Annotated in this window: 19 protein-coding genes and 1 tRNA gene; 17 read left to right on the top strand and 3 right to left on the bottom strand. The window is 42.9% G+C overall.

Annotated features, from left to right (window positions below; genetic code table 11):
* Position 1 precedes the first annotated feature (1 nt).
* From HT680_RS06150 to pflA, 5 genes are all read left to right on the top strand, one after another.
* Entirely contained in the window at positions 2–1,258 is a 1,257-nt protein-coding gene (locus HT680_RS06150) for a DNA recombination protein RmuC (protein WP_173259039.1), read from the top strand.
* Positions 1,248–2,189, top strand: a complete 942-nt coding sequence (locus HT680_RS06145) for a 3'-5' exoribonuclease YhaM family protein (RefSeq protein WP_173259037.1) — start codon at positions 1,248–1,250, stop codon at positions 2,187–2,189. The genes HT680_RS06150 and HT680_RS06145 overlap by 11 nt, the downstream gene beginning before the upstream one ends.
* 104 nt (positions 2,190–2,293) lie before the next feature.
* A complete protein-coding gene (gene purR / locus HT680_RS06140; RefSeq protein WP_002874197.1) occupies positions 2,294–3,121 on the top strand; it encodes a pur operon repressor in 828 nt (275 codons plus the stop codon).
* A gap of 66 nt (positions 3,122–3,187) precedes the next feature.
* Positions 3,188–4,444, top strand: coding sequence for a diaminopimelate decarboxylase (locus HT680_RS06135; protein ID WP_173259035.1), 1,257 nt, complete (start codon positions 3,188–3,190; stop codon positions 4,442–4,444).
* Positions 4,445–4,563: 119 nt separating this feature from the next.
* A complete protein-coding gene (pflA, locus tag HT680_RS06130) occupies positions 4,564–5,358 on the top strand; it encodes a pyruvate formate-lyase-activating protein (RefSeq protein ID WP_173259033.1) in 795 nt (264 codons plus the stop codon).
* Between the two features lie 74 nt (positions 5,359–5,432).
* On the opposite strand, the gene yidC is transcribed toward pflA, so the two are convergent.
* Positions 5,433–6,353 carry a membrane protein insertase YidC gene (yidC, locus tag HT680_RS06125; RefSeq protein ID WP_173259372.1) on the bottom strand — a complete coding sequence of 307 codons (921 nt, stop codon included), beginning with the start codon at positions 6,351–6,353 and terminating at the stop codon, positions 5,433–5,435.
* Positions 6,354–6,430: 77 nt separating this feature from the next.
* Complete coding sequence (locus HT680_RS06120) at positions 6,431–6,709, bottom strand: acylphosphatase (protein WP_001174620.1); 279 nt, start codon at positions 6,707–6,709, stop codon at positions 6,431–6,433.
* A 33-nt stretch (positions 6,710–6,742) separates the two neighbouring features.
* On the opposite strand from HT680_RS06120, the gene HT680_RS06115 reads away from it, so the two are divergent.
* The 11 genes from HT680_RS06115 (at position 6,743) to HT680_RS06065 (ending at position 15,532) form a co-directional block, all read left to right on the top strand.
* Positions 6,743–7,483: an RNA methyltransferase gene (locus tag HT680_RS06115; RefSeq protein ID WP_173259031.1), complete on the top strand. Its 741-nt coding sequence runs from the start codon at positions 6,743–6,745 to the stop codon at positions 7,481–7,483.
* Positions 7,484–7,538: 55 nt separating this feature from the next.
* Positions 7,539–8,222: a Bax inhibitor-1/YccA family protein gene (locus tag HT680_RS06110; protein WP_173259029.1), complete on the top strand. Its 684-nt coding sequence runs from the start codon at positions 7,539–7,541 to the stop codon at positions 8,220–8,222.
* A gap of 108 nt (positions 8,223–8,330) precedes the next feature.
* Positions 8,331–9,323: an aspartate--ammonia ligase gene (gene asnA, locus HT680_RS06105; protein ID WP_125844528.1), complete on the top strand. Its 993-nt coding sequence runs from the start codon at positions 8,331–8,333 to the stop codon at positions 9,321–9,323.
* Positions 9,324–9,387: 64 nt separating this feature from the next.
* A complete protein-coding gene (rsmD, locus tag HT680_RS06100; RefSeq protein WP_173259027.1) occupies positions 9,388–9,927 on the top strand; it encodes a 16S rRNA (guanine(966)-N(2))-methyltransferase RsmD in 540 nt (179 codons plus the stop codon).
* The gene (gene coaD / locus HT680_RS06095) at positions 9,917–10,405 is read left to right on the top strand and encodes a pantetheine-phosphate adenylyltransferase (protein WP_173259025.1); all 489 of its coding nucleotides are present in this window, start codon (positions 9,917–9,919) and stop codon (positions 10,403–10,405) included. Before rsmD ends, coaD begins: the two co-directional genes overlap by 11 nt.
* Positions 10,389–11,426, top strand: coding sequence for a SepM family pheromone-processing serine protease (locus HT680_RS06090; RefSeq protein WP_173259023.1), 1,038 nt, complete (start codon positions 10,389–10,391; stop codon positions 11,424–11,426). The genes coaD and HT680_RS06090 overlap by 17 nt, the downstream gene beginning before the upstream one ends.
* A gap of 55 nt (positions 11,427–11,481) precedes the next feature.
* On the top strand, positions 11,482–11,712 hold the full coding sequence (locus HT680_RS06085) for a DUF1146 family protein (protein ID WP_173259021.1): 231 nt from the start codon (positions 11,482–11,484) through the stop codon (positions 11,710–11,712).
* Positions 11,713–11,734: 22 nt separating this feature from the next.
* Entirely contained in the window at positions 11,735–13,015 is a 1,281-nt protein-coding gene (murA, locus tag HT680_RS06080) for a UDP-N-acetylglucosamine 1-carboxyvinyltransferase (protein WP_173259019.1), read from the top strand.
* Entirely contained in the window at positions 13,005–13,196 is a 192-nt protein-coding gene (locus HT680_RS06075; protein WP_000791880.1) for a DNA-directed RNA polymerase subunit beta, read from the top strand. The genes murA and HT680_RS06075 overlap by 11 nt, the downstream gene beginning before the upstream one ends.
* A 40-nt stretch (positions 13,197–13,236) precedes the next feature.
* Positions 13,237–14,061 (top strand): DNA/RNA non-specific endonuclease, encoded by an 825-nt coding sequence (locus HT680_RS06070; RefSeq protein WP_173259017.1) that lies wholly within the window; start codon positions 13,237–13,239, stop codon positions 14,059–14,061.
* 139 nt (positions 14,062–14,200) lie between these two features.
* Complete coding sequence (locus tag HT680_RS06065; RefSeq protein ID WP_173259015.1) at positions 14,201–15,532, top strand: hemolysin family protein; 1,332 nt, start codon at positions 14,201–14,203, stop codon at positions 15,530–15,532.
* 137 nt (positions 15,533–15,669) lie between these two features.
* Here the strand turns inward: HT680_RS06065 and HT680_RS06060 are convergent.
* Positions 15,670–15,740 (bottom strand) — tRNA-Cys (locus HT680_RS06060).
* 304 nt (positions 15,741–16,044) lie between these two features.
* On the opposite strand from HT680_RS06060, the gene HT680_RS06055 reads away from it, so the two are divergent.
* A complete protein-coding gene (locus tag HT680_RS06055) occupies positions 16,045–18,024 on the top strand; it encodes a peptide ABC transporter substrate-binding protein (RefSeq protein WP_125425129.1) in 1,980 nt (659 codons plus the stop codon).
* Positions 18,025–18,061: the final 37 nt, after the last annotated feature.

Here is an 18,061-nt window from a genome sequence, read left to right as displayed (position 1 = left end):
GATGGAGACTGTATTATTACTATTATTAATTGCCAACCTAGCTGGACTCTTTCTCATTTGGCAAAGGCAAGATAAGCAAGACAAGTACCTAGCCAAGAGCTTGGAGGATCAAGCAGACAATCTTTCAGATCAACTGGATTACCGCTTTGAACAAGCCAGACAAGTCAGCCAGCTGGATCAAAAAGACTTGGAAGTGGCTGTCAGCGATCGTTTGCAAGAAGTGCGAATAGAGTTGCACCAAGGCCTGACTCAAGTTAGACAGGAGATGAATGAGAATCTCCTCCAAACTAGAGACAAGACTGACCAACGTCTTCAAGCCCTGCAGGAATCCAATGAGCAACGTTTGGAACAAATGCGCCAGACGGTCGAGGAAAAGTTGGAAAAGACCTTGCAGACACGCTTGCAGGCTTCCTTCGAGACAGTTTCTAAACAACTGGAGTCTGTCAATCGTGGTCTTGGAGAGATGCAGACAGTTGCCCGTGATGTCGGTGCCCTCAACAAGGTTCTCTCTGGAACCAAAACGCGAGGAATTCTGGGCGAATTGCAACTGGGGCAAATTATTGAAGATATCATGACACCTGCCCAGTATGAACGAGAATTTGCAACGGTTGAAAACTCTAGCGAGCGAGTAGAGTACGCCATCAAGTTACCTGGCCAAGGCGACCAAGAATATGTCTACCTACCGATTGACTCCAAGTTTCCACTGGCGGATTATTATCGCCTAGAAGAAGCCTATGAAGCAGGCGATAAGGACGAAATCGAACGTTGTCGCAAGTCACTCCTAGCTAGCGTCAAGCGCTTTGCCAAGGATATCAAGAGCAAGTATCTAGCGCCACCTCGGACGACCAATTTTGGAGTTTTGTTTGTCCCGACAGAGGGACTCTACTCAGAAATCGTCCGAAATCCGGTCTTCTTTGATGATTTGAGACGAGAGGAGCAGATTATTGTTGCTGGTCCTAGCACCTTGTCGGCCCTGCTTAACTCTCTATCAGTTGGCTTCAAAACTCTCAATATCCAAAAGAGTGCAGATCATATCAGCAAGACTCTTGCCAGCGTTAAGACCGAGTTTGGCAAGTTCGGGGGGATTTTGGTTAAGGCACAAAAACATCTTCAACATGCCTCTGGCAATATTGATGAATTATTAAACCGTCGCACCACAGCTATTGAGCGGACGCTCCGTCACATTGAGTTATCAGAAGGTGAGCCTGCGCTTGATCTACTCCATTTCCAAGAAGATGAGGAAGAATATGAAGATTAGTCACATGAAAAAAGATGAGCTGTTTGAAGGTTTTTACCTGATCAAGTCAGCTGACCTGAGACAGACGCGTGCTGGGAAAAACTACCTAGCCTTTACCTTCCAAGATGATAGTGGTGAGATTGAAGGGAAACTTTGGGATGCTCAGCCTCATAACGTTGAGGCCTTTACCGCAGGTAAGGTTGTTCATATGAAAGGTCGCCGAGAAGTTTATAACAACACTCCTCAAGTCAATCAAATTACTCTCCGCTTGCCTCAGCCTGGGGAACCCAATGATCCAGCTGATTTCAAGGTCAAGTCGCCAGTTGATGTCAAGGAAATCCGTGACTACATGTCGCAAATGATTTTCAAGATTGAAAATCCTGTCTGGCAACGTATCGTGCGTAGTCTCTACACCAAGTACGATAAGGAATTCTACTCCTATCCAGCTGCCAAGACCAACCACCATGCCTTTGAAACGGGTTTGGCCTATCATACAGCAACCATGGTGCGTTTGGCAGATGCCATTAGCGAGATCTATCCTCAGCTCAATAAGAGCCTCCTCTATGCGGGGATTATGTTGCATGACTTGGCTAAAGTTATTGAGTTGACGGGTCCCGATCAGACGGAGTACACAGTGCGAGGCAATCTCATCGGCCATATCGCCCTCATCGATAGCGAAATTACCAAGACAGTTATGGAACTCGGTATCGATGATACTAGAGAAGAAGTTGTTCTCCTTCGCCATGTCATTCTCAGTCATCATGGCTTGCTGGAGTATGGAAGTCCAGTCCGTCCACGCATTATGGAGGCAGAGATTATTCATATGATTGACAATCTAGATGCCAGCATGATGATGATGTCAACAGCTCTAGCTTTGGTGGACAAAGGAGAGATGACCAATAAAATCTTCGCTATGGACAATCGTTCCTTCTATAAACCAGATTTAGATTAATAATTTAAGAAAAACGAGCATTTTTTACGCAATAATGTTCGTTTTTTTATGTGAATATGGTATAATGGATAAAATATCAAAATTAAATGGAATGGTAAATAAAAATGAAATTAAGAAGAAGTGATCGGATGGTTGTCATTTCCAACTATTTGATTAATAATCCATACAAACTAACCAGTCTCAATACCTTTGCAGAAAAGTACGAATCTGCTAAATCATCGATTTCAGAGGATATAGTGATTATCAAGCGCGCCTTTGAGGAAATCGAAATCGGTCATATTCAGACTGTGACTGGGGCAGGTGGTGGCGTTATCTTCACACCATCAATCTCTAGTCATGAAGCCAAAGAAATGATAGCAGACTTGCGTGACAAACTTTCAGAAAGTGACCGTATCTTGCCGGGCGGCTATATCTACCTGTCTGATCTGCTTAGTACGCCTGCCATTTTGAAAAATATTGGGCGTATCATTGCCAAGAGCTTTATGGACCAAAAAATCGATGCTGTTATGACAGTAGCAACAAAAGGTGTGCCACTCGCAAATGCAGTTGCCAATGTACTCAATGTTCCATTTGTCATTGTGCGTCGTGACTTGAAAATTACCGAAGGTTCAACGGTCAGCGTCAACTATGTTTCAGGTTCCAGCGGTGACCGCATTGAGAAAATGTTCCTTTCAAAACGCAGTCTCAAGGCAGGCAGTCGTGTCTTGATCGTGGATGACTTCCTGAAAGGTGGCGGAACTGTCAACGGGATGATTAGTCTCTTGCGTGAGTTCGATTCTGAATTAGCTGGTGTCGCAGTCTTTGCAGACAATGCCCAAGAAGAACGTGAAAAGCAGTTCGATTACAAGTCACTCTTGAAAGTAACTAATATTGATGTTAAGAACCAATCCATCGATGTTGAGATTGGAAATATCTTTGACGAAGACAAATAAGAGATAGAACTAAAGGTTGGAACGATTGTCCCAGCCTTTCTTTGCAAACAGAATAGAAGGAAGCTTATGAAAACACCATTTATCAGCCGTGAAGATTTAGAAACGATTGTTTCAGAGTTCCCGACTCCCTTTCACTTGTATGATGAAAAGGGGATTCGTGAAAAAGCCCGAGCAGTCAACAAAGCCTTTTCTTGGAATAAGGGTTTTAAAGAATATTTTGCCGTCAAGGCTACCCCAACACCAGCTATCTTGAAAATCCTCCAAGAGGAAGGTTGCGGTGTGGACTGTTCTAGTTACGTGGAGCTCTTGATGAGCCATAAACTGGATTTCCCCGGTTCTGAAATCATGTTCTCTTCAAACAACACGCCTGATAAGGAATATGCTTATGCGCGTGAATTAGGCGCAACAATTAACTTGGATGCCTTTGAAGACATTGAACATCTGGAGCGAGCGGCAGGCATTCCAGAAATCATCTCTTGTCGTTACAATCCTGGAGGCGTTTTTGAGCTAGGAACAGATATCATGGACAATCCTGGAGAAGCCAAGTTTGGTATGACCAAGGCTCAGCTTTTTGAAGCCTTTGCTATTTTGAAGGAAAAAGGAGCCAAGACTTTTGGGATTCATTCCTTCCTAGCATCCAATACCGTCACCCATCTCTACTATCCAGAGTTGGCTCGTCAGCTTTTTGAATTGGCCGTTGAAATCAAGGAGAAATTAGGTATTTCACTGGACTTTATCAATCTTTCTGGCGGAATCGGAGTCAACTACCGCCCAGATCAGGAGCCAAATGATATTGCTATGATTGGTGAGGGCGTGCGAAAGGTTTATGAAGAAGTCCTTACGCCGGCAGGTCTTGATCAGGTCAAGATTTTCACTGAATTGGGCCGTTTTATGCTGGCACCTCACGGAGTTCTCGTCACCAAAGTAACTCATAAAAAGAAAACCTACCGTACCTATCTGGGTGTGGATGCCTCGGCCGTCAACCTCATGCGTCCTGCCATGTATGGAGCCTACCACCATATTACCAATCTGACCCATCCAGATGACCCAGTGGAGGTCGTAGATGTGGTTGGATCTCTCTGTGAAAACAATGATAAATTTGCAGTGAACCGCGAACTGCCTCATACAGAAATCGGTGATTTGCTGGTGATTCATGATACAGGTGCACATGGATTCTCCATGGGTTATCAGTACAATGCCAAATTACGCTCGGCAGAAATCCTCTATACTGAAGAAGGCAAAGTCCGCCAAATCCGCCGTGCAGAGCGCCCTGAGGACTATTTTGCAACCTTGTATGGTTTTGATTTTGAACCCGATCATTAAAAAAAAATGAAAATGAAAGTGAAAAACAGATTGCTTTCTAAAAAATAGACAAAAATCTTGTTTTTCCCTCAAGTCGTGATATAATAAAACTATAAAACGGTTTCAAGGAAGGTGACGATATGTCTGAAGAAACAATTGACTATGGACAAGTGACAGGAATGGTGCATTCGACAGAGAGTTTTGGGGCGGTAGATGGCCCTGGGATTCGTTTTATTGTCTTTTTGCAGGGCTGTCAGATGCGTTGCCAGTACTGCCATAACCCTGATACATGGGCTATGGAGACCAATAAATCACGCGAACGGACAGTAGATGATGTCTTGACAGAAGCCCTTCGCTATCGTGGTTTCTGGGGAGACAAGGGAGGAATCACTGTCAGTGGAGGAGAAGCCCTCCTGCAGATTGATTTCTTGATTGCCTTTTTTACCAAGGCTAAGGAAAAAGGAATTCACTGTACCTTAGACACCTGTGCCCTTCCTTTCCGTAACACACCACGTTATCTCGAAAAGTTTAATAAACTCATGGCGGTGACAGATTTGGTTCTCTTGGATATCAAAGAAATCAACGAAGAGCAACACAAGATTGTCACCAGCCAAACCAATAAAAACATCTTGGCCTGTGCTCGGTACCTATCAGATATTGGAAAACCTGTTTGGATTCGCCACGTATTAGTTCCAGGCTTGACAGATAGAGATGAGGACTTGATCGAACTTGGCAAATTTGTCAAGACCCTCAAAAACGTTGACAAGTTTGAAATCCTACCTTATCATACGATGGGTGAGTTCAAATGGCGTGAACTTGGAATTCCTTATTCGCTCGAAGGGGTCAAACCTCCAACAGCAGACCGTGTCAAGAATGCCAAGGAATTGATGGATACAGAAAGCTATCAAGATTACATGAAACGTGTTCATGGATAAAAAAGAAGCCTGATGGAGACATCGGGCTTTTGTGATGCAAAAAGGCCTAGCCTTTCAGCTAAGCCTTTTGAGTCTTATCTAGATCGTTGTTTGCCAGAGTTGCGGTTTTTCTTTTTCTTATTGGTCGTGATCGCTTGAGTCTGCTTAGGAGTCACATCTTTTCTTGCCCCAGCAGTAGAACTTGCTTTTGGAGGGTTCTTTTTGTATTCTTCACGTACTTTTTGACGAAGTTTTGGACGAACGACATAGTTGACGATAAACTGTTGGAGAATCATCATGAAACCACCGACAACCCAGTAAAGTGTCACACTGGCTGGTGAGAAGAGGGAGAAGACGACAATCATGAGTGGGCTCATGTAGATCATTTTCTTGATTTGTTCTCTTTGCATTTCATCTTCTACTCCGTGAAGTGAAAGGAGCGATTGAAGATAGTAAAGGACACCAGCACAGGCAACCAAAATCATACTTGGAGACCCTAGAGGAATTCCTAGGTAGCTTGCTTGAGCAACCCCTTCAGTATGTTGGGCTGCAAAGTAGATAGCAGAGAAGAAAGGCATTTGAATGAGGATAGGGAAACATCCGACGCCTCCTAGCATGCTGATACCATGTTCTTTTTGGGCGGCAAAGAGAGCTTGTTGAGCCTCAAGTTTTTCTTCCTGAGTTGTTGCTTCTTTGAGACGTGTTTGGTGTGGCTCAAGGACGTGCTTGAGGGCGTTCATCTTTTCAGAGTGAAGTGTCGCCTTCCATGATTGGTAGATACCAAGTGGCAAGATAATCAAGCGCACGATAATGGTTACGATAATGATAGCGATACCAAAGCCTAGACCCTTATCAGTAGCGAAGTACTTGATAGCTTCTCCCATCGGAGCACCCAAGAAATCCCAAACGGGACCAATTGGCTTACCTGTTGCTTTATCAATCTGAACGCAACCTGTCAAGACGAGTAGCATAGCCACTCCCATAGCAGAGAGGGTAAAACGTTTAATAGATTTCAATGTTTTCATTCCTTCTTTAAAAATTATACCTTTCTATTCTACTGTTTTTTTGTAAAATATACAATAGTTCTGGAGACCTAATTTGCGACTTTGAAGTCCGAGTAGGATGAAAAGTTGCTCATTTGCACATCCAGATAGGTAACTTTTGAAAAAGGCGTTGGACCTTTACGGATTTCTTGGATAAATTTTGCCATAGTGGCAGAGGAGTCTGCCTGAGCAAGAATTTCCACTGTGCCATCGTCATTATTCCAGACACGACCAGTGATGCCACCGATTTCAAGCGCTAGAGTATAAACACCCCAGCGAAAACCAACACCCTGCACCCTACCTTGGGCAATCATTCTAACCTTTTGCATACCAAACCCCTTTGATTGTGTTATAATATTTCTATGACTATTATAACCTCAAAAGCCAATTCTGTGGTAAAAAATGCTAAGAAATTGCATCAAAAAAAATATCGAAAGTCTGCCTATTTGATTGAGGGCTGGCACTTGTTTGAAGAAGCTGTTCAAGCAGGAGTAACGATTGAGAAAATCTTTGCTCTGGAGAGCTATAAGGAACAGTTAGTCGCTTTTCCGCAAACGGTTTGGGTCTCTGAGGAAATCTTGCGGGATTTGGCAGACTCTCAAACACCACAGGGAATCGTAGCAATCGTCCAAAAAGAAGAAGTGGGACTGCCTGATCTCCGTCAAGGTAAGTTTCTATTTTTAGAAGATGTCCAAGATCCTGGCAATGTTGGCACCATGATTCGGACTGCGGATGCGGCAGGTTTTACAGGAGTCATTGTTTCAGACAAGTCAGCGGATATCTACAGTCTCAAGACCCTGCGTTCCATGCAAGGAAGTCATTTTCATTTGCCTATTTATCGGACGTCTGTTTCTACCTTTGTAGAAGAGGCAAAAAAGAGCAACTTGCCCATTCTGGCAACGACCTTATCGAGAGATTCAAAGGATTATCGTGAGCTTTCTTCACTAGAGAACTTTGTTTTAGTCATGGGAAATGAAGGACAGGGGATTAGTTCTGTCATGGCTGAGAGTGCTGATCAGCTGGTTCATATTGGCATGAAAGGTCGAGCAGAGAGTCTCAATGTTGCCATTGCGGCAGGTATTTTGATGTTTTATTTCAGCTAATTTATAAAAACTTTGTTATAATCAAGACATATTTATAGAGAAAAGGAGAATCAGAATGAATCAAACAATTATTCAAGAACGTTCAGGTCTCAATCAATTTTACGCTAAGGTTTATGCCTTTGTGGGACTTGGGATTGGTCTGTCAGCTCTCGTGTCAGCTTTGATGTTGACGGTCTTTCAGTCCCAATTGGTCTACTTTTTAATGCATGGCCGTCTCTGGTTGATGATTGCAACTTTTGCAGAACTTGCTCTAGTCTTTGTTGCAAGTAGCATGGCTGCAAAAAATAGCCCAGCAGCTCTCCCAGTATTTTTAGTTTATTCTGTTTTAAATGGCTTCACACTTAGCTTTGTCGTAGCCTTCTATACACCTGGGACCGTCTTATCAGCCTTTGTATCCAGCGCCCTTCTCTTCTTTGTCATGGCAGCAATCGGGATTTTCACCAAGAAAGATTTGAGTGGAATGGGACGAGCTTTGATGGCGGCGCTTGTTGGTCTCATCATTGCCATGATTGTGAATATTTTCTTAGCTAGTGGTTTCTTTGACTACATGATTAGTATTGCCATGGTCTTGGTCTTTTCAGGTTTGATTGCTTGGGATAACCAAAAGATTCGCTATGTTTATGAGCAGTCACGAGGACAAGTAGCGACAGGTTGGATCATCTCAATGGCGCTCAGCATCTACCTAGACTTTATCAACCTCTTCCTTAGCATTTTACGAATCTTTGGTCGAAACGATTAAAGAATTATAGAGTCAGTGTTCTAAAGAGCACTGACTTTTTCTTATTTACTCTTTCCTTTTCTTGAAAATAGGTGTATAATGCTTTTAACTAATTTTTTAGGAGTAGTTATGAAGAAAAGCTTTATTCATCAGCAAGAAGAAATTTCTTTTGTTAAAAACACCTTTACCCAGTATTTGAAAGATAAACTAGAAGTCGTGGAAGTTCAGGGACCTATCTTGAGCAAGGTCGGCGATGGTATGCAGGACAACCTGTCCGGTGTCGAACATCCAGTATCTGTCAAGGTCTTGCAGATTCCAGATGAAACCTATGAAGTCGTTCACTCACTAGCCAAATGGAAACGCCACACCTTGGCCCGTTTTGGTTTCGGTGAAGGAGAAGGTTTGTTTGTTCACATGAAGGCCCTTCGGCCAGATGAAGATTCACTGGATGCGACCCACTCTGTTTATGTAGACCAGTGGGACTGGGAAAAAGTGATTCCAAATGGACAACGCAATATCGCTTATCTCAAAGAAACAGTTGAGAAGATTTATAAGGCTATTCGTCTGACAGAGCTAGCAGTAGAAGCCCGCTATGATATCGAATCTATCTTGCCAAAACAAATCACTTTCATCCATACAGAAGAGTTGGTGGAACGCTATCCAGATTTAACACCGAAAGAGCGTGAAAATGCGATCTGTAAAGAGTTTGGTGCAGTCTTCTTGATTGGTATTGGTGGCGAGTTGCCTGACGGAAAACCTCATGACGGCCGTGCACCTGACTACGATGACTGGACAACAGAGTCTGAGAATGGCTACAAGGGATTGAATGGGGATATCCTGGTTTGGAATGAACCTCTTGGCTGTGCCTTTGAACTTTCCTCAATGGGGATTCGGGTAGATGAAGACACGCTTCGTCGCCAAGTTGCCCTTACAGGAGACGAAGATCGTCTTGAGTTGGAATGGCATAAGGCTCTGCTTAACGGCCTTTTCCCATTAACAATTGGTGGGGGTATCGGACAGTCTCGGATGGCCATGTTCTTACTTCGCAAGAAACACATCGGAGAAGTGCAAACCAGTGTTTGGCCACAAGAAGTCCGCGATACTTATGAAAATATCTTATAGAGAATCGAACCGTAAGGTTCGGTTTTCTTTCTCTTTTTGCCTATAATTTGGTATAATAAACGGTATGAAAATCGTATCAGGAATCTATGGAGGGCGTCCTCTCAAGACGCTAGAAGGAAAGACGACTAGGCCGACATCAGATAAAGTTCGTGGAGCTATCTTTAATATGATTGGCCCCTATTTTGAGGGTGGTCGTGTCTTGGATCTCTATGCTGGCAGTGGCGGTTTATCCATTGAGGCAGTCTCGCGTGGAATGTCTCATGCTGTCTTAGTGGAACGGGATCGAAAGGCACAAGCTATCATCGTTGAAAATATCCAAATGACCAAGGAAGTTTCCAAATTTCAACTCTTAAAGATGGAGGCTGAACGGGCCTTGGAGCAAGTGAATGGTCCCTTTGACCTGGTCTTTTTAGACCCTCCCTATGCCAAGGAACAAATCGTTGCAGATATCGAAAAGATGGCAGAGAGAAATCTCTTCTCAGAAGAAATCATGGTCGTCTGCGAAACCGATAAGTCTGTAGAACTTCCAGAAGAAATCGCCTGCTTAGGCATCTGGAAGGAAAAAATATATGGGATTAGTAAGGTGACAGTCTATGTCAGATAAAATTGGATTATTTACAGGTTCATTTGATCCGATGACAAATGGACATCTGGATATCATTGAACGTGCCAGCAGACTCTTTGATAAGCTCTATGTCGGGGTGTTCTACAATCCCCACAAACAAGGCTTTCTCCCTGTTGAAAATCGCAAACGAGCAGTCGAAAAAGCTGTGGCGCATTTAGGTAATGTAAAGGTCATGGCTTCTCATGATCAACTAGTCGTCGATGTTGCAAGAAGACTGGGAGCTAAAACTCTTGTCCGTGGCTTGCGGAATGCTACAGACTTGCAATACGAGTCTAGTTTTGACTACTACAATCATCAACTGGCTCCAGAAATCGAAACCATTTACCTATATAGTCGCCCAGAGCATCTTTATATTAGCTCTTCAGCCGTGAGAGAGCTCCTGAAGTTTGGTCAGGAGATTCAGCAATATGTCCCAAACAGTGTTGTGGAGGAATTAGAACATGAAGAAAAAAACTAGATGGCCCTTATATGTCATCCTAGCACTAGTATTGACTTTTTTAGCTTTTGTAGTACCTTTACCTTACTACATAGAAGTTCCAGGTGGAGCGGAAGATATTCGTCAAGTTTTAAAAGTCAATGAAACAGAAGATACAGAAGCAGGAGCTTACCAGTTTGTAACAGTCGGCATTCGACATGCAACCCTATCGCATCTTGTCTATGCTTGGTTAACACCTTTCACGGATATTAGAAGCGCTCAGGAGACAACGGGTGGCTCTACAGATGCAGAGTTTATGCGGATCAATCAGTTCTACATGCAAACATCCCAAAATATGGCCAAGTATCAAGGCTTGAAGACGGCTGGCAAGGATATCGAGCTCAAGTATCTGGGAGTCTACGTCTTGACCGTGACGGACAATTCAACCTTCAAAGGCATTCTGAACATTGCGGATACCGTTACGGCTGTTAATGATAAGACGTTTGACAGTTCCAAAGACTTGATTGATTATGTCAACTCTCAAAAACTAGGAGATCCAGTCAAGGTAACTTATGAAGAAGACGGAAAAGTCAAGTCTGCGGAGGGTAAAATTATCACTCTCGAAAATGGGAAAAACGGGATTGGGATTGGTTTGATTGATCGTACGGAAGTGACCAGTGACGTTCCGATTCGCTTTTCAACAGCTGGTATCGGCGGGCCAAGTGCCGGTCTCATGTTTAGTTTAGCTATCTACACCCAAATTGCGGATCCAGGTCTTCGTAATGGTCGCATCGTTGCGGGAACTGGAACCATTGATCGCGATGGAAATGTTGGCGATATCGGTGGAATTGACAAAAAAGTGGTGGCAGCCTCTCGTCAGGGAGCCAACATCTTTTTTGCTCCTGACAATCCAGTCACCGAGGAAGCAAAAAAAGCAGATCCCAATGCGAAAAGTAACTATGAAACAGCCCTAGAAGCTGCTAAAACTATCAAAACAGAGATGAAAATCGTGCCTGTAAAAACTTTGCAGGATGCGATTGATTATCTTAAAAACAACCCCTAATCCGTAGAAAAATCGAAAACTAGCGCGCAAGCGGATAAGATGGTATAATAGTCAAATGGTTCAATTATTATTCACTCTAAGTAGTCATATACTCTTTATTTATTTGAGTTTTTACCTTTTGAAGGACCTTGTGAGATGGGAAAAGGTTTTAAAAGTGACCGCTACTAACACAAAAAAAGTTCGTTTGTTGGTAGGCTTCTTTAGTATTGTAATGGGCTACATCTTGAGTTCATTCTTTATCAGTTTGTACCAACTGTGGCAAGAAGTGCTTATAGGACTGTTATAAAATCAAAAGTAAAGGAAAAACTATGGAAAAAATTGTGGTTCAAGGCGGAGATAATCGTCTGGTCGGGAGTGTGATCATCGAGGGAGCAAAGAATGCCGTCTTACCTTTGTTGGCAGCGACTATTCTAGCAAGCAAGGGTAAGACAGTCTTGCAGAATGTTCCAATCTTGTCAGATGTTTTCACCATGAATCAAGTGGTTCGAGGTCTGAATGCCAAGGTGGACTTTGATGAGGAAGCACATGTTGTCGAAGTCGATGCGACTGGAGATATCACGGAGGAAGCTCCGTATAAGTATGTCAGCAAGATGCGGGCATCTATCGTGGTCTTGGGACCGATCCTTGCTCGTGTAGGCCATGCCAAGGTATCCATGCCAGGTGGATGTACCATCGGGAGTCGTCCGATCGATCTCCACCTCAAGGGTTTGGAAGCTATGGGGGCTAAGATCAGCCAGACAGCTGGTTACATTGAAGCCAAGGCGGAACGCCTGCATGGCGCTCATATCTACATGGACTTTCCTAGTGTCGGCGCAACACAAAACCTGATGATGGCAGCAACTCTAGCTGATGGTGTGACAGTGATAGAAAATGCTGCGCGTGAACCCGAAATTGTTGACCTTGCTATTCTTCTTAATGAAATGGGGGCTAAGGTCAAGGGAGCTGGTACTGAAACAATCACAGTGACTGGTGTCGAGGAACTCCATGGCACAACTCATAATGTGGTACAGGACCGTATCGAAGCTGGAACCTTTATGGTGGCTACAGCTATGACAGGTGGAGATGTCCTCATTCGAGATGCAGTCTGGGAGCATAATCGCCCCTTGATTGCCAAACTCCTTGAAATGGGAGTTGAGGTGACGGAGGAGTCGGAAGGTATTCGTGTCCGTTCTCAACTGGAAAATCTAAAGGCTGTTCATGTAAAAACCTTGCCACACCCAGGATTCCCAACAGATATGCAGGCTCAATTTACAGCCTTGATGACTGTCGCAAAAGGGGAATCCACCATGGTGGAAACGGTGTTTGAGAATCGTTTCCAACATCTGGAGGAAATGCGTCGGATGGGCTTGCATTCGGAGATTATCCGTGATACAGCTCGCATTGTTGGGGGACAGGCTTTACAGGGAGCAGAAGTTCTATCAACGGACCTTCGCGCTAGTGCTGCTTTGATTTTGACAGGTCTGGTGGCGCAGGGAGAAACAGTTGTTGGTAAGTTAGTCCACCTTGATAGAGGTTACTACCGTTTCCATGAGAAATTGGCTCAGCTAGGAGCGAAGATTCAGCGGATTGAGGTTAAGGATGAAGAATAAAAACATACGTTATGTACTCCGTCGCTTACTGTTGATTTTTATCGTACTATTGCTGGGATTCCTCGCTTTAGGAATCGGCTTGATGATCGGCTACGGGATTCTAGGAAAGGGACAGGATCCATGGGCGATTTTGTCTCCAGCGAAATGGCAAGAATTGATTAGTAAATTTACAGGAAATTAGACTGGGAAACCAGTCTTTTTCTAAAGAAATAAGGAGAAAAATGAACAAAAAAACGAGACAGGCTCTGATAGGGTTACTTATATTCTTACTCTTGGCTGCTGGAAGCTATTATATCAAGCAGATGCAGTTGACATCAAACACGCCTAAAACCAAAGTTAGTCAGAAAAAACAAGCTTCAGAAGCTCCTAGTCAGGAGTTGGCTGAAAGTGTCTTAACTGAGTCAATCAAAAACCAAATCAAAGGGGGGCTCGAGTGGAATGGAGCAGGGGCCTTTGTCGTTAATGGTAATAAAACCAATCTAGATGCCAAGGTTTCTAGCAAACCCTATGCGGATAATAAAACAAAACCAGTCGGGAACGAGACAGTCCCAACTGTTGCCAATGCCCTCTTATCCAAAGCCACTCGACAGTATAAGAATCGTGAAGAGACTGGAAATGGATCCACCTCTTGGACGCCACCAGGATGGCATCAGGTTAAGAATCTAAAGGGAGCTTACACACATGCAGTTGATAGAGGACATCTGCTGGGCTATGCCTTGATAGGTGGTTTGGATGGTTTTGATGCCTCTACCAGCAATCCCAAGAACATTGCAGTCCAGACAGCTTGGGCAAACCAAGCACAGGCTGAGGATTCGACAGGGCAGAACTACTATGAGAGTTTGGTTAGGAAAGCCTTGGACCAGAATAAGAGAGTCCGTTATAGGGTAACTCTCCACTATGCTACGAATGAGGATTTGGTTCCATCCGCTTCACAAATCGAAGCCAAGTCTTCGGATGGCGAGTTGGAATTCAATGTCCTAATCCCCAATGTTCAAAAGGGTATCCAGCTTGACTACCGAACAGGTCAAGTCACGGTGATAAACTAGAGACAATCTATAAAAGAACAAAAATCGCTCCCTTGTCCGTCATTGATAAGGGAGCTATTGTATAAATTAGAAAATAATGTGATTCCTACGCTAATTTGTGATATAATGGAACACAAGATACTATTTTAGGAGAAGGACTATGGAAGACCCGAGCAGTCAGAATTTGTTGCTACAGTTTGTATTATTATTTATCTTGACCTTGTTAAATGCTTTTTTCTCAGCCACTGAAATGGCGATGGTGTCACTAAACCGTGCCCGAGTAGAGCAAAAGGCAGAAGAAGGAGACAAACGTTATATCCGTTTGTTAAAGGTACTTGAAAATCCTAATCACTTTTTATCAACGATTCAAGTCGGTATCACCTTGATTACGATCTTGTCAGGGGCCAAATTGGCGGATACCCTTGGACAAGTGATCGCATCTTGGATGGGAAGCGGAGAGACGGCTTACGCCATTGCAAGTTTCCTCTCTTTGGCATTCTTGACCTATATCTCCATTGTTTTTGGTGAACTCTATCCTAAGCGGATTGCCCTCAATCTGAAAGATGCTTTGGCGATTCGAACAGCACCAATTATTATTGGTCTTGGAAAGATTGTAAGTCCCTTTGTCTGGCTGTTATCTGCTTCAACTAATTTGTTGAGCCGTGTGACGCCAATGACCTTTGATGATGCTGATGAAAAGATGACACGTGATGAAATAGAGTACATGCTCACCAATAGTGAAGAAACACTGGATGCAGATGAGATTGAAATGCTACAGGGGATCTTCTCTTTAGATGAGCTGATGGCTCGTGAGCTGATGGTGCCCCGAACCGACGCCTTCATGGTGGATATTCAGGATGACAGCCAAACGATTATCCAAAGTATTTTGAAGCAAAATTTCTCACGTATCCCTGTTTATGATGGGGATAAGGACAATGTGATTGGTTTGATTCATACCAAGCGTTTGCTAAACGCCGCCTATGCAGATGGCTTTGAAAATATTGTCTGGAAGCGAATCCTCCAAACGCCACTATTTGTGCCTGAGACCATCTTTGTGGATGACCTCCTTAAAGAGCTTCGAAATACCCAAAATCAAATGGCAATCTTACTAGACGAATACGGTGGTATGGCTGGTTTGGTAACTCTGGAAGACCTCCTAGAGGAAATCGTCGGCGAAATTGATGACGAAACGGACAGAGCAGAAATCGAAGTCCATCAAATCGGTGAAGATACCTATATTGCACAGGGAACCATGAATCTTAATGACTTCAACGACTACTTTGGCGTTGAACTAGAAAGCGATGATGTGGATACTATCGCCGGTTATTATTTGACGGGTGTTGGTACGATTCCAACAACTGAGAAAATTAGTTATGAACTGGTCAGTCAAAACAAGCAGATTGTCTTGACCAATGATAAGGTAAAAAATGGACGTGTTACCAAGGTAAAAGTTCAAATCACCGAAATAGAACCCGAAGAAGAAACCGAGTAAAACAGTGATTTTCGTCACTGTTTTTTATTCGCCCCAAAAGATTTTCAAAGTTGTCCTTATTTGTCCGAAGAAAAAAACAAAAAAGCCCGATTTACGGGCTTTTCATTCGGTTAATTCCTGTTATTTCAGGTACTGAAAGGCGGTAGACGGATTTGAACCGACGATCAAGCTTTTGCAGAGCCGTGCCTTACCACTTGGCTATACCGCCTCAACGTTTAATATTATACCTTGAAAATGATTCTACGTCAATAGTTTCTTAATCGAAAATCCAATTTAGAAGATTGCCCTTTCTGATTGGATGGAAAAATGGGGAGAGAAAATCTGAAAATCAGCCTTTATAGAGCCTTAACTTCCCTTTTGATTCTATAGATAGCAAACAAAGAATAGAAAAATTTGATAAATGAAAGTTTTTTGTGGTTACACGCCTAAATATTCTGAAAATTCGTTTACTTTTTGAGAAATCTATGGTATAATTGGCAATAAGCCTAAATTTTTTAAGAGGAGTTACATACATGAAAAAAAGTAGAGTATTTGTTACAGCAGGGATTGCTTTGCTGGCAACTGGCGTTCTCGCTGCTTGTGGTTCTTCAAAATCATCTGATTCAACAGCTCCAAAATCCTATGGTTATGTTTATTCAGCTGACCCAGAAACATTGGATTACCTCATTTCAGGGAAACAAAGTACCAAAATTGCCACTTCAAATGGTATCGATGGTCTCTTTACAAATGATAAATATGGGAATTTGACTCCTGCAGTTGCAGAAGACTGGTCAGTCTCAAAAGATGGGTTGACTTATACCTACAAGATTCGTAAAGGTGTCAAATGGATGACATCAGATGGCGAAGAGTATGCTGAAGTGACAGCTAAAGACTTCGTAAATGGCTTGAAACACGCAGCTGATAACAAGTCTGAAGCACTTTATCTAGCAGAAGATTCAGTTAAAGGTCTAGCTGACTATAAAGCTGGAAACAATAAAGACTTTTCTTCAGTAGGTGTGAAAGCAGTTGACGATTATACACTTGAGTATACTTTGAACAAACCCGAACCATACTGGAACTCTAAGATGGCTTATTCAATCTTCTGGCCATTGAACGAAGAATTTGAAAAATCAAAAGGATCTGACTTTGCTAAAGCGACTGACCCTACATCATTGCTTTACAATGGACCATTCTTGCTGAAAGGTTTGACTGCTAAGTCTTCTATCGAGTTCGCTAAAAATGAACAATACTGGGATAAAGACAATGTTCATCTTGATAAAGTAACACTTGCTTACTATGATGGTTCAGACCAAGAGTCTATTGAACGTAACTTTACAAGTGGAGCTTATAGCTATGCCCGTCTTTACCCAACAAGTTCAAACTACTCTAAAGTAGAAGAAACCTACAAGGAAAATATCTTCTACACCCCATCAGGACCTGGTGTTGGTGGTTTGGGTGTGAATATTGACCGCCAAGGTTACAAATACACTTCTAAGACAACTGACGAAGAGAAGACTTCTACTAAGAAAGCCCTTCTTAACAAGGACTTCCGTCAAGCCTTGAACTTTGCCTTTGACCGTACGTCTTACTCAGCTCAAGTAAATGGTAAAGAAGGTGCTCCTCGTGCCGTTCGTAACCTCTTTGTAAAACCTGACTTTGTCTCTGCTGGCGAAAAAACTTTCGGTGACTTGGTGACTGATAAGATGGCTACTTACGGTGATGAATGGAAGAACGTAAACTTTGCTGATGGTCAAGATGGACTCTTCAACGCCGATAAAGCCAAAGCTGAATTTGCGAAAGCCAAAACAGCATTGGAAGCAGAAGGTGTAAAATTCCCTATCCATTTGGATGTTCCAGTAGACCAAACAGCTAAAAACTATATCGCACGTATTCAATCCTTCAAACAATCCGTTGAAACAGTGCTTGGTGAAGGCAATGTCGTCATCGATATCCAACAAGTTTCTAAAGATGAGTTTACTAATATTACCTACTATGCGGCGAATGCAGCAGCAGAAGATTGGGATCTCTCAGGAGCAGTTGCATGGAACCCAGACTATGAAGATCCGTCAACTTACCTTGATATCTTGAAAACAACGAATGCTGAACAAACAAAAACATACATGGGTTACGAAGGTGCAGATAACGCTGCGGCGGCTCAAGTTGGTTTGAAAGAATACGATAAACTAGTTGATGAAGCTGCTAAAGAAACAAGCGATTTGAATGTTCGTTATGAAAAATACGCGGCGGCTCAAGCTTGGTTGACAGATAGCTCACTCTTCTTGCCAGCTATGTCATCAAGTGGTGCTGCACCATTCATTTCTCGTGTTGTACCATTCACAGCATCATACAGCCAGTCTGGAGATAAGGGCTCAGATGTATACTTCAAGTATATTCAGTTACAAGACAAGGTTGTAACCAAGGCTGACTATGAACAAGCTCGTGAGAAATGGCTCAAAGAGAAAAAAGAATCAAACGAAAAAGTTCAAAAAGAATTGGCTAATCACGTTAAATAAATAACTCTCAAGAGAACTTTCTCTCCATGAGGAGAAG

The organism is Streptococcus sp. 5905 (assembly GCF_013276505.1).
Taxonomy (GTDB): Bacteria; Bacillota; Bacilli; order Lactobacillales; family Streptococcaceae; genus Streptococcus.
This window is presented reverse-complemented; position numbering and strand designations above follow the sequence as displayed.

Excerpts from the sequence above, each read along its gene's own strand:
- HT680_RS06150 (WP_173259039.1), top strand. The coding sequence starts at position 2 with ATGGAGACTGTATTATTACTATTATTAATTGCCAACCTAGCTGGACTC.
- HT680_RS06145 (WP_173259037.1), top strand. The coding sequence starts at position 1,248 with ATGAAGATTAGTCACATGAAAAAAGATGAGCTGTTTGAAGGTTTTTAC.
- purR (WP_002874197.1), top strand. The coding sequence starts at position 2,294 with ATGAAATTAAGAAGAAGTGATCGGATGGTTGTCATTTCCAACTATTTG.
- HT680_RS06135 (WP_173259035.1), top strand. The coding sequence starts at position 3,188 with ATGAAAACACCATTTATCAGCCGTGAAGATTTAGAAACGATTGTTTCA.
- pflA (WP_173259033.1), top strand. The coding sequence starts at position 4,564 with ATGTCTGAAGAAACAATTGACTATGGACAAGTGACAGGAATGGTGCAT.
- HT680_RS06120 (WP_001174620.1), bottom strand. The coding sequence starts at position 6,709 with ATGCAAAAGGTTAGAATGATTGCCCAAGGTAGGGTGCAGGGTGTTGGT.
- HT680_RS06115 (WP_173259031.1), top strand. The coding sequence starts at position 6,743 with ATGACTATTATAACCTCAAAAGCCAATTCTGTGGTAAAAAATGCTAAG.
- HT680_RS06110 (WP_173259029.1), top strand. The coding sequence starts at position 7,539 with ATGAATCAAACAATTATTCAAGAACGTTCAGGTCTCAATCAATTTTAC.
- asnA (WP_125844528.1), top strand. The coding sequence starts at position 8,331 with ATGAAGAAAAGCTTTATTCATCAGCAAGAAGAAATTTCTTTTGTTAAA.
- rsmD (WP_173259027.1), top strand. The coding sequence starts at position 9,388 with ATGAAAATCGTATCAGGAATCTATGGAGGGCGTCCTCTCAAGACGCTA.
- coaD (WP_173259025.1), top strand. The coding sequence starts at position 9,917 with ATGTCAGATAAAATTGGATTATTTACAGGTTCATTTGATCCGATGACA.
- HT680_RS06090 (WP_173259023.1), top strand. The coding sequence starts at position 10,389 with ATGAAGAAAAAAACTAGATGGCCCTTATATGTCATCCTAGCACTAGTA.
- HT680_RS06085 (WP_173259021.1), top strand. The coding sequence starts at position 11,482 with ATGGTTCAATTATTATTCACTCTAAGTAGTCATATACTCTTTATTTAT.
- murA (WP_173259019.1), top strand. The coding sequence starts at position 11,735 with ATGGAAAAAATTGTGGTTCAAGGCGGAGATAATCGTCTGGTCGGGAGT.
- HT680_RS06075 (WP_000791880.1), top strand. The coding sequence starts at position 13,005 with ATGAAGAATAAAAACATACGTTATGTACTCCGTCGCTTACTGTTGATT.
- HT680_RS06070 (WP_173259017.1), top strand. The coding sequence starts at position 13,237 with ATGAACAAAAAAACGAGACAGGCTCTGATAGGGTTACTTATATTCTTA.
- HT680_RS06065 (WP_173259015.1), top strand. The coding sequence starts at position 14,201 with ATGGAAGACCCGAGCAGTCAGAATTTGTTGCTACAGTTTGTATTATTA.
- HT680_RS06055 (WP_125425129.1), top strand. The coding sequence starts at position 16,045 with ATGAAAAAAAGTAGAGTATTTGTTACAGCAGGGATTGCTTTGCTGGCA.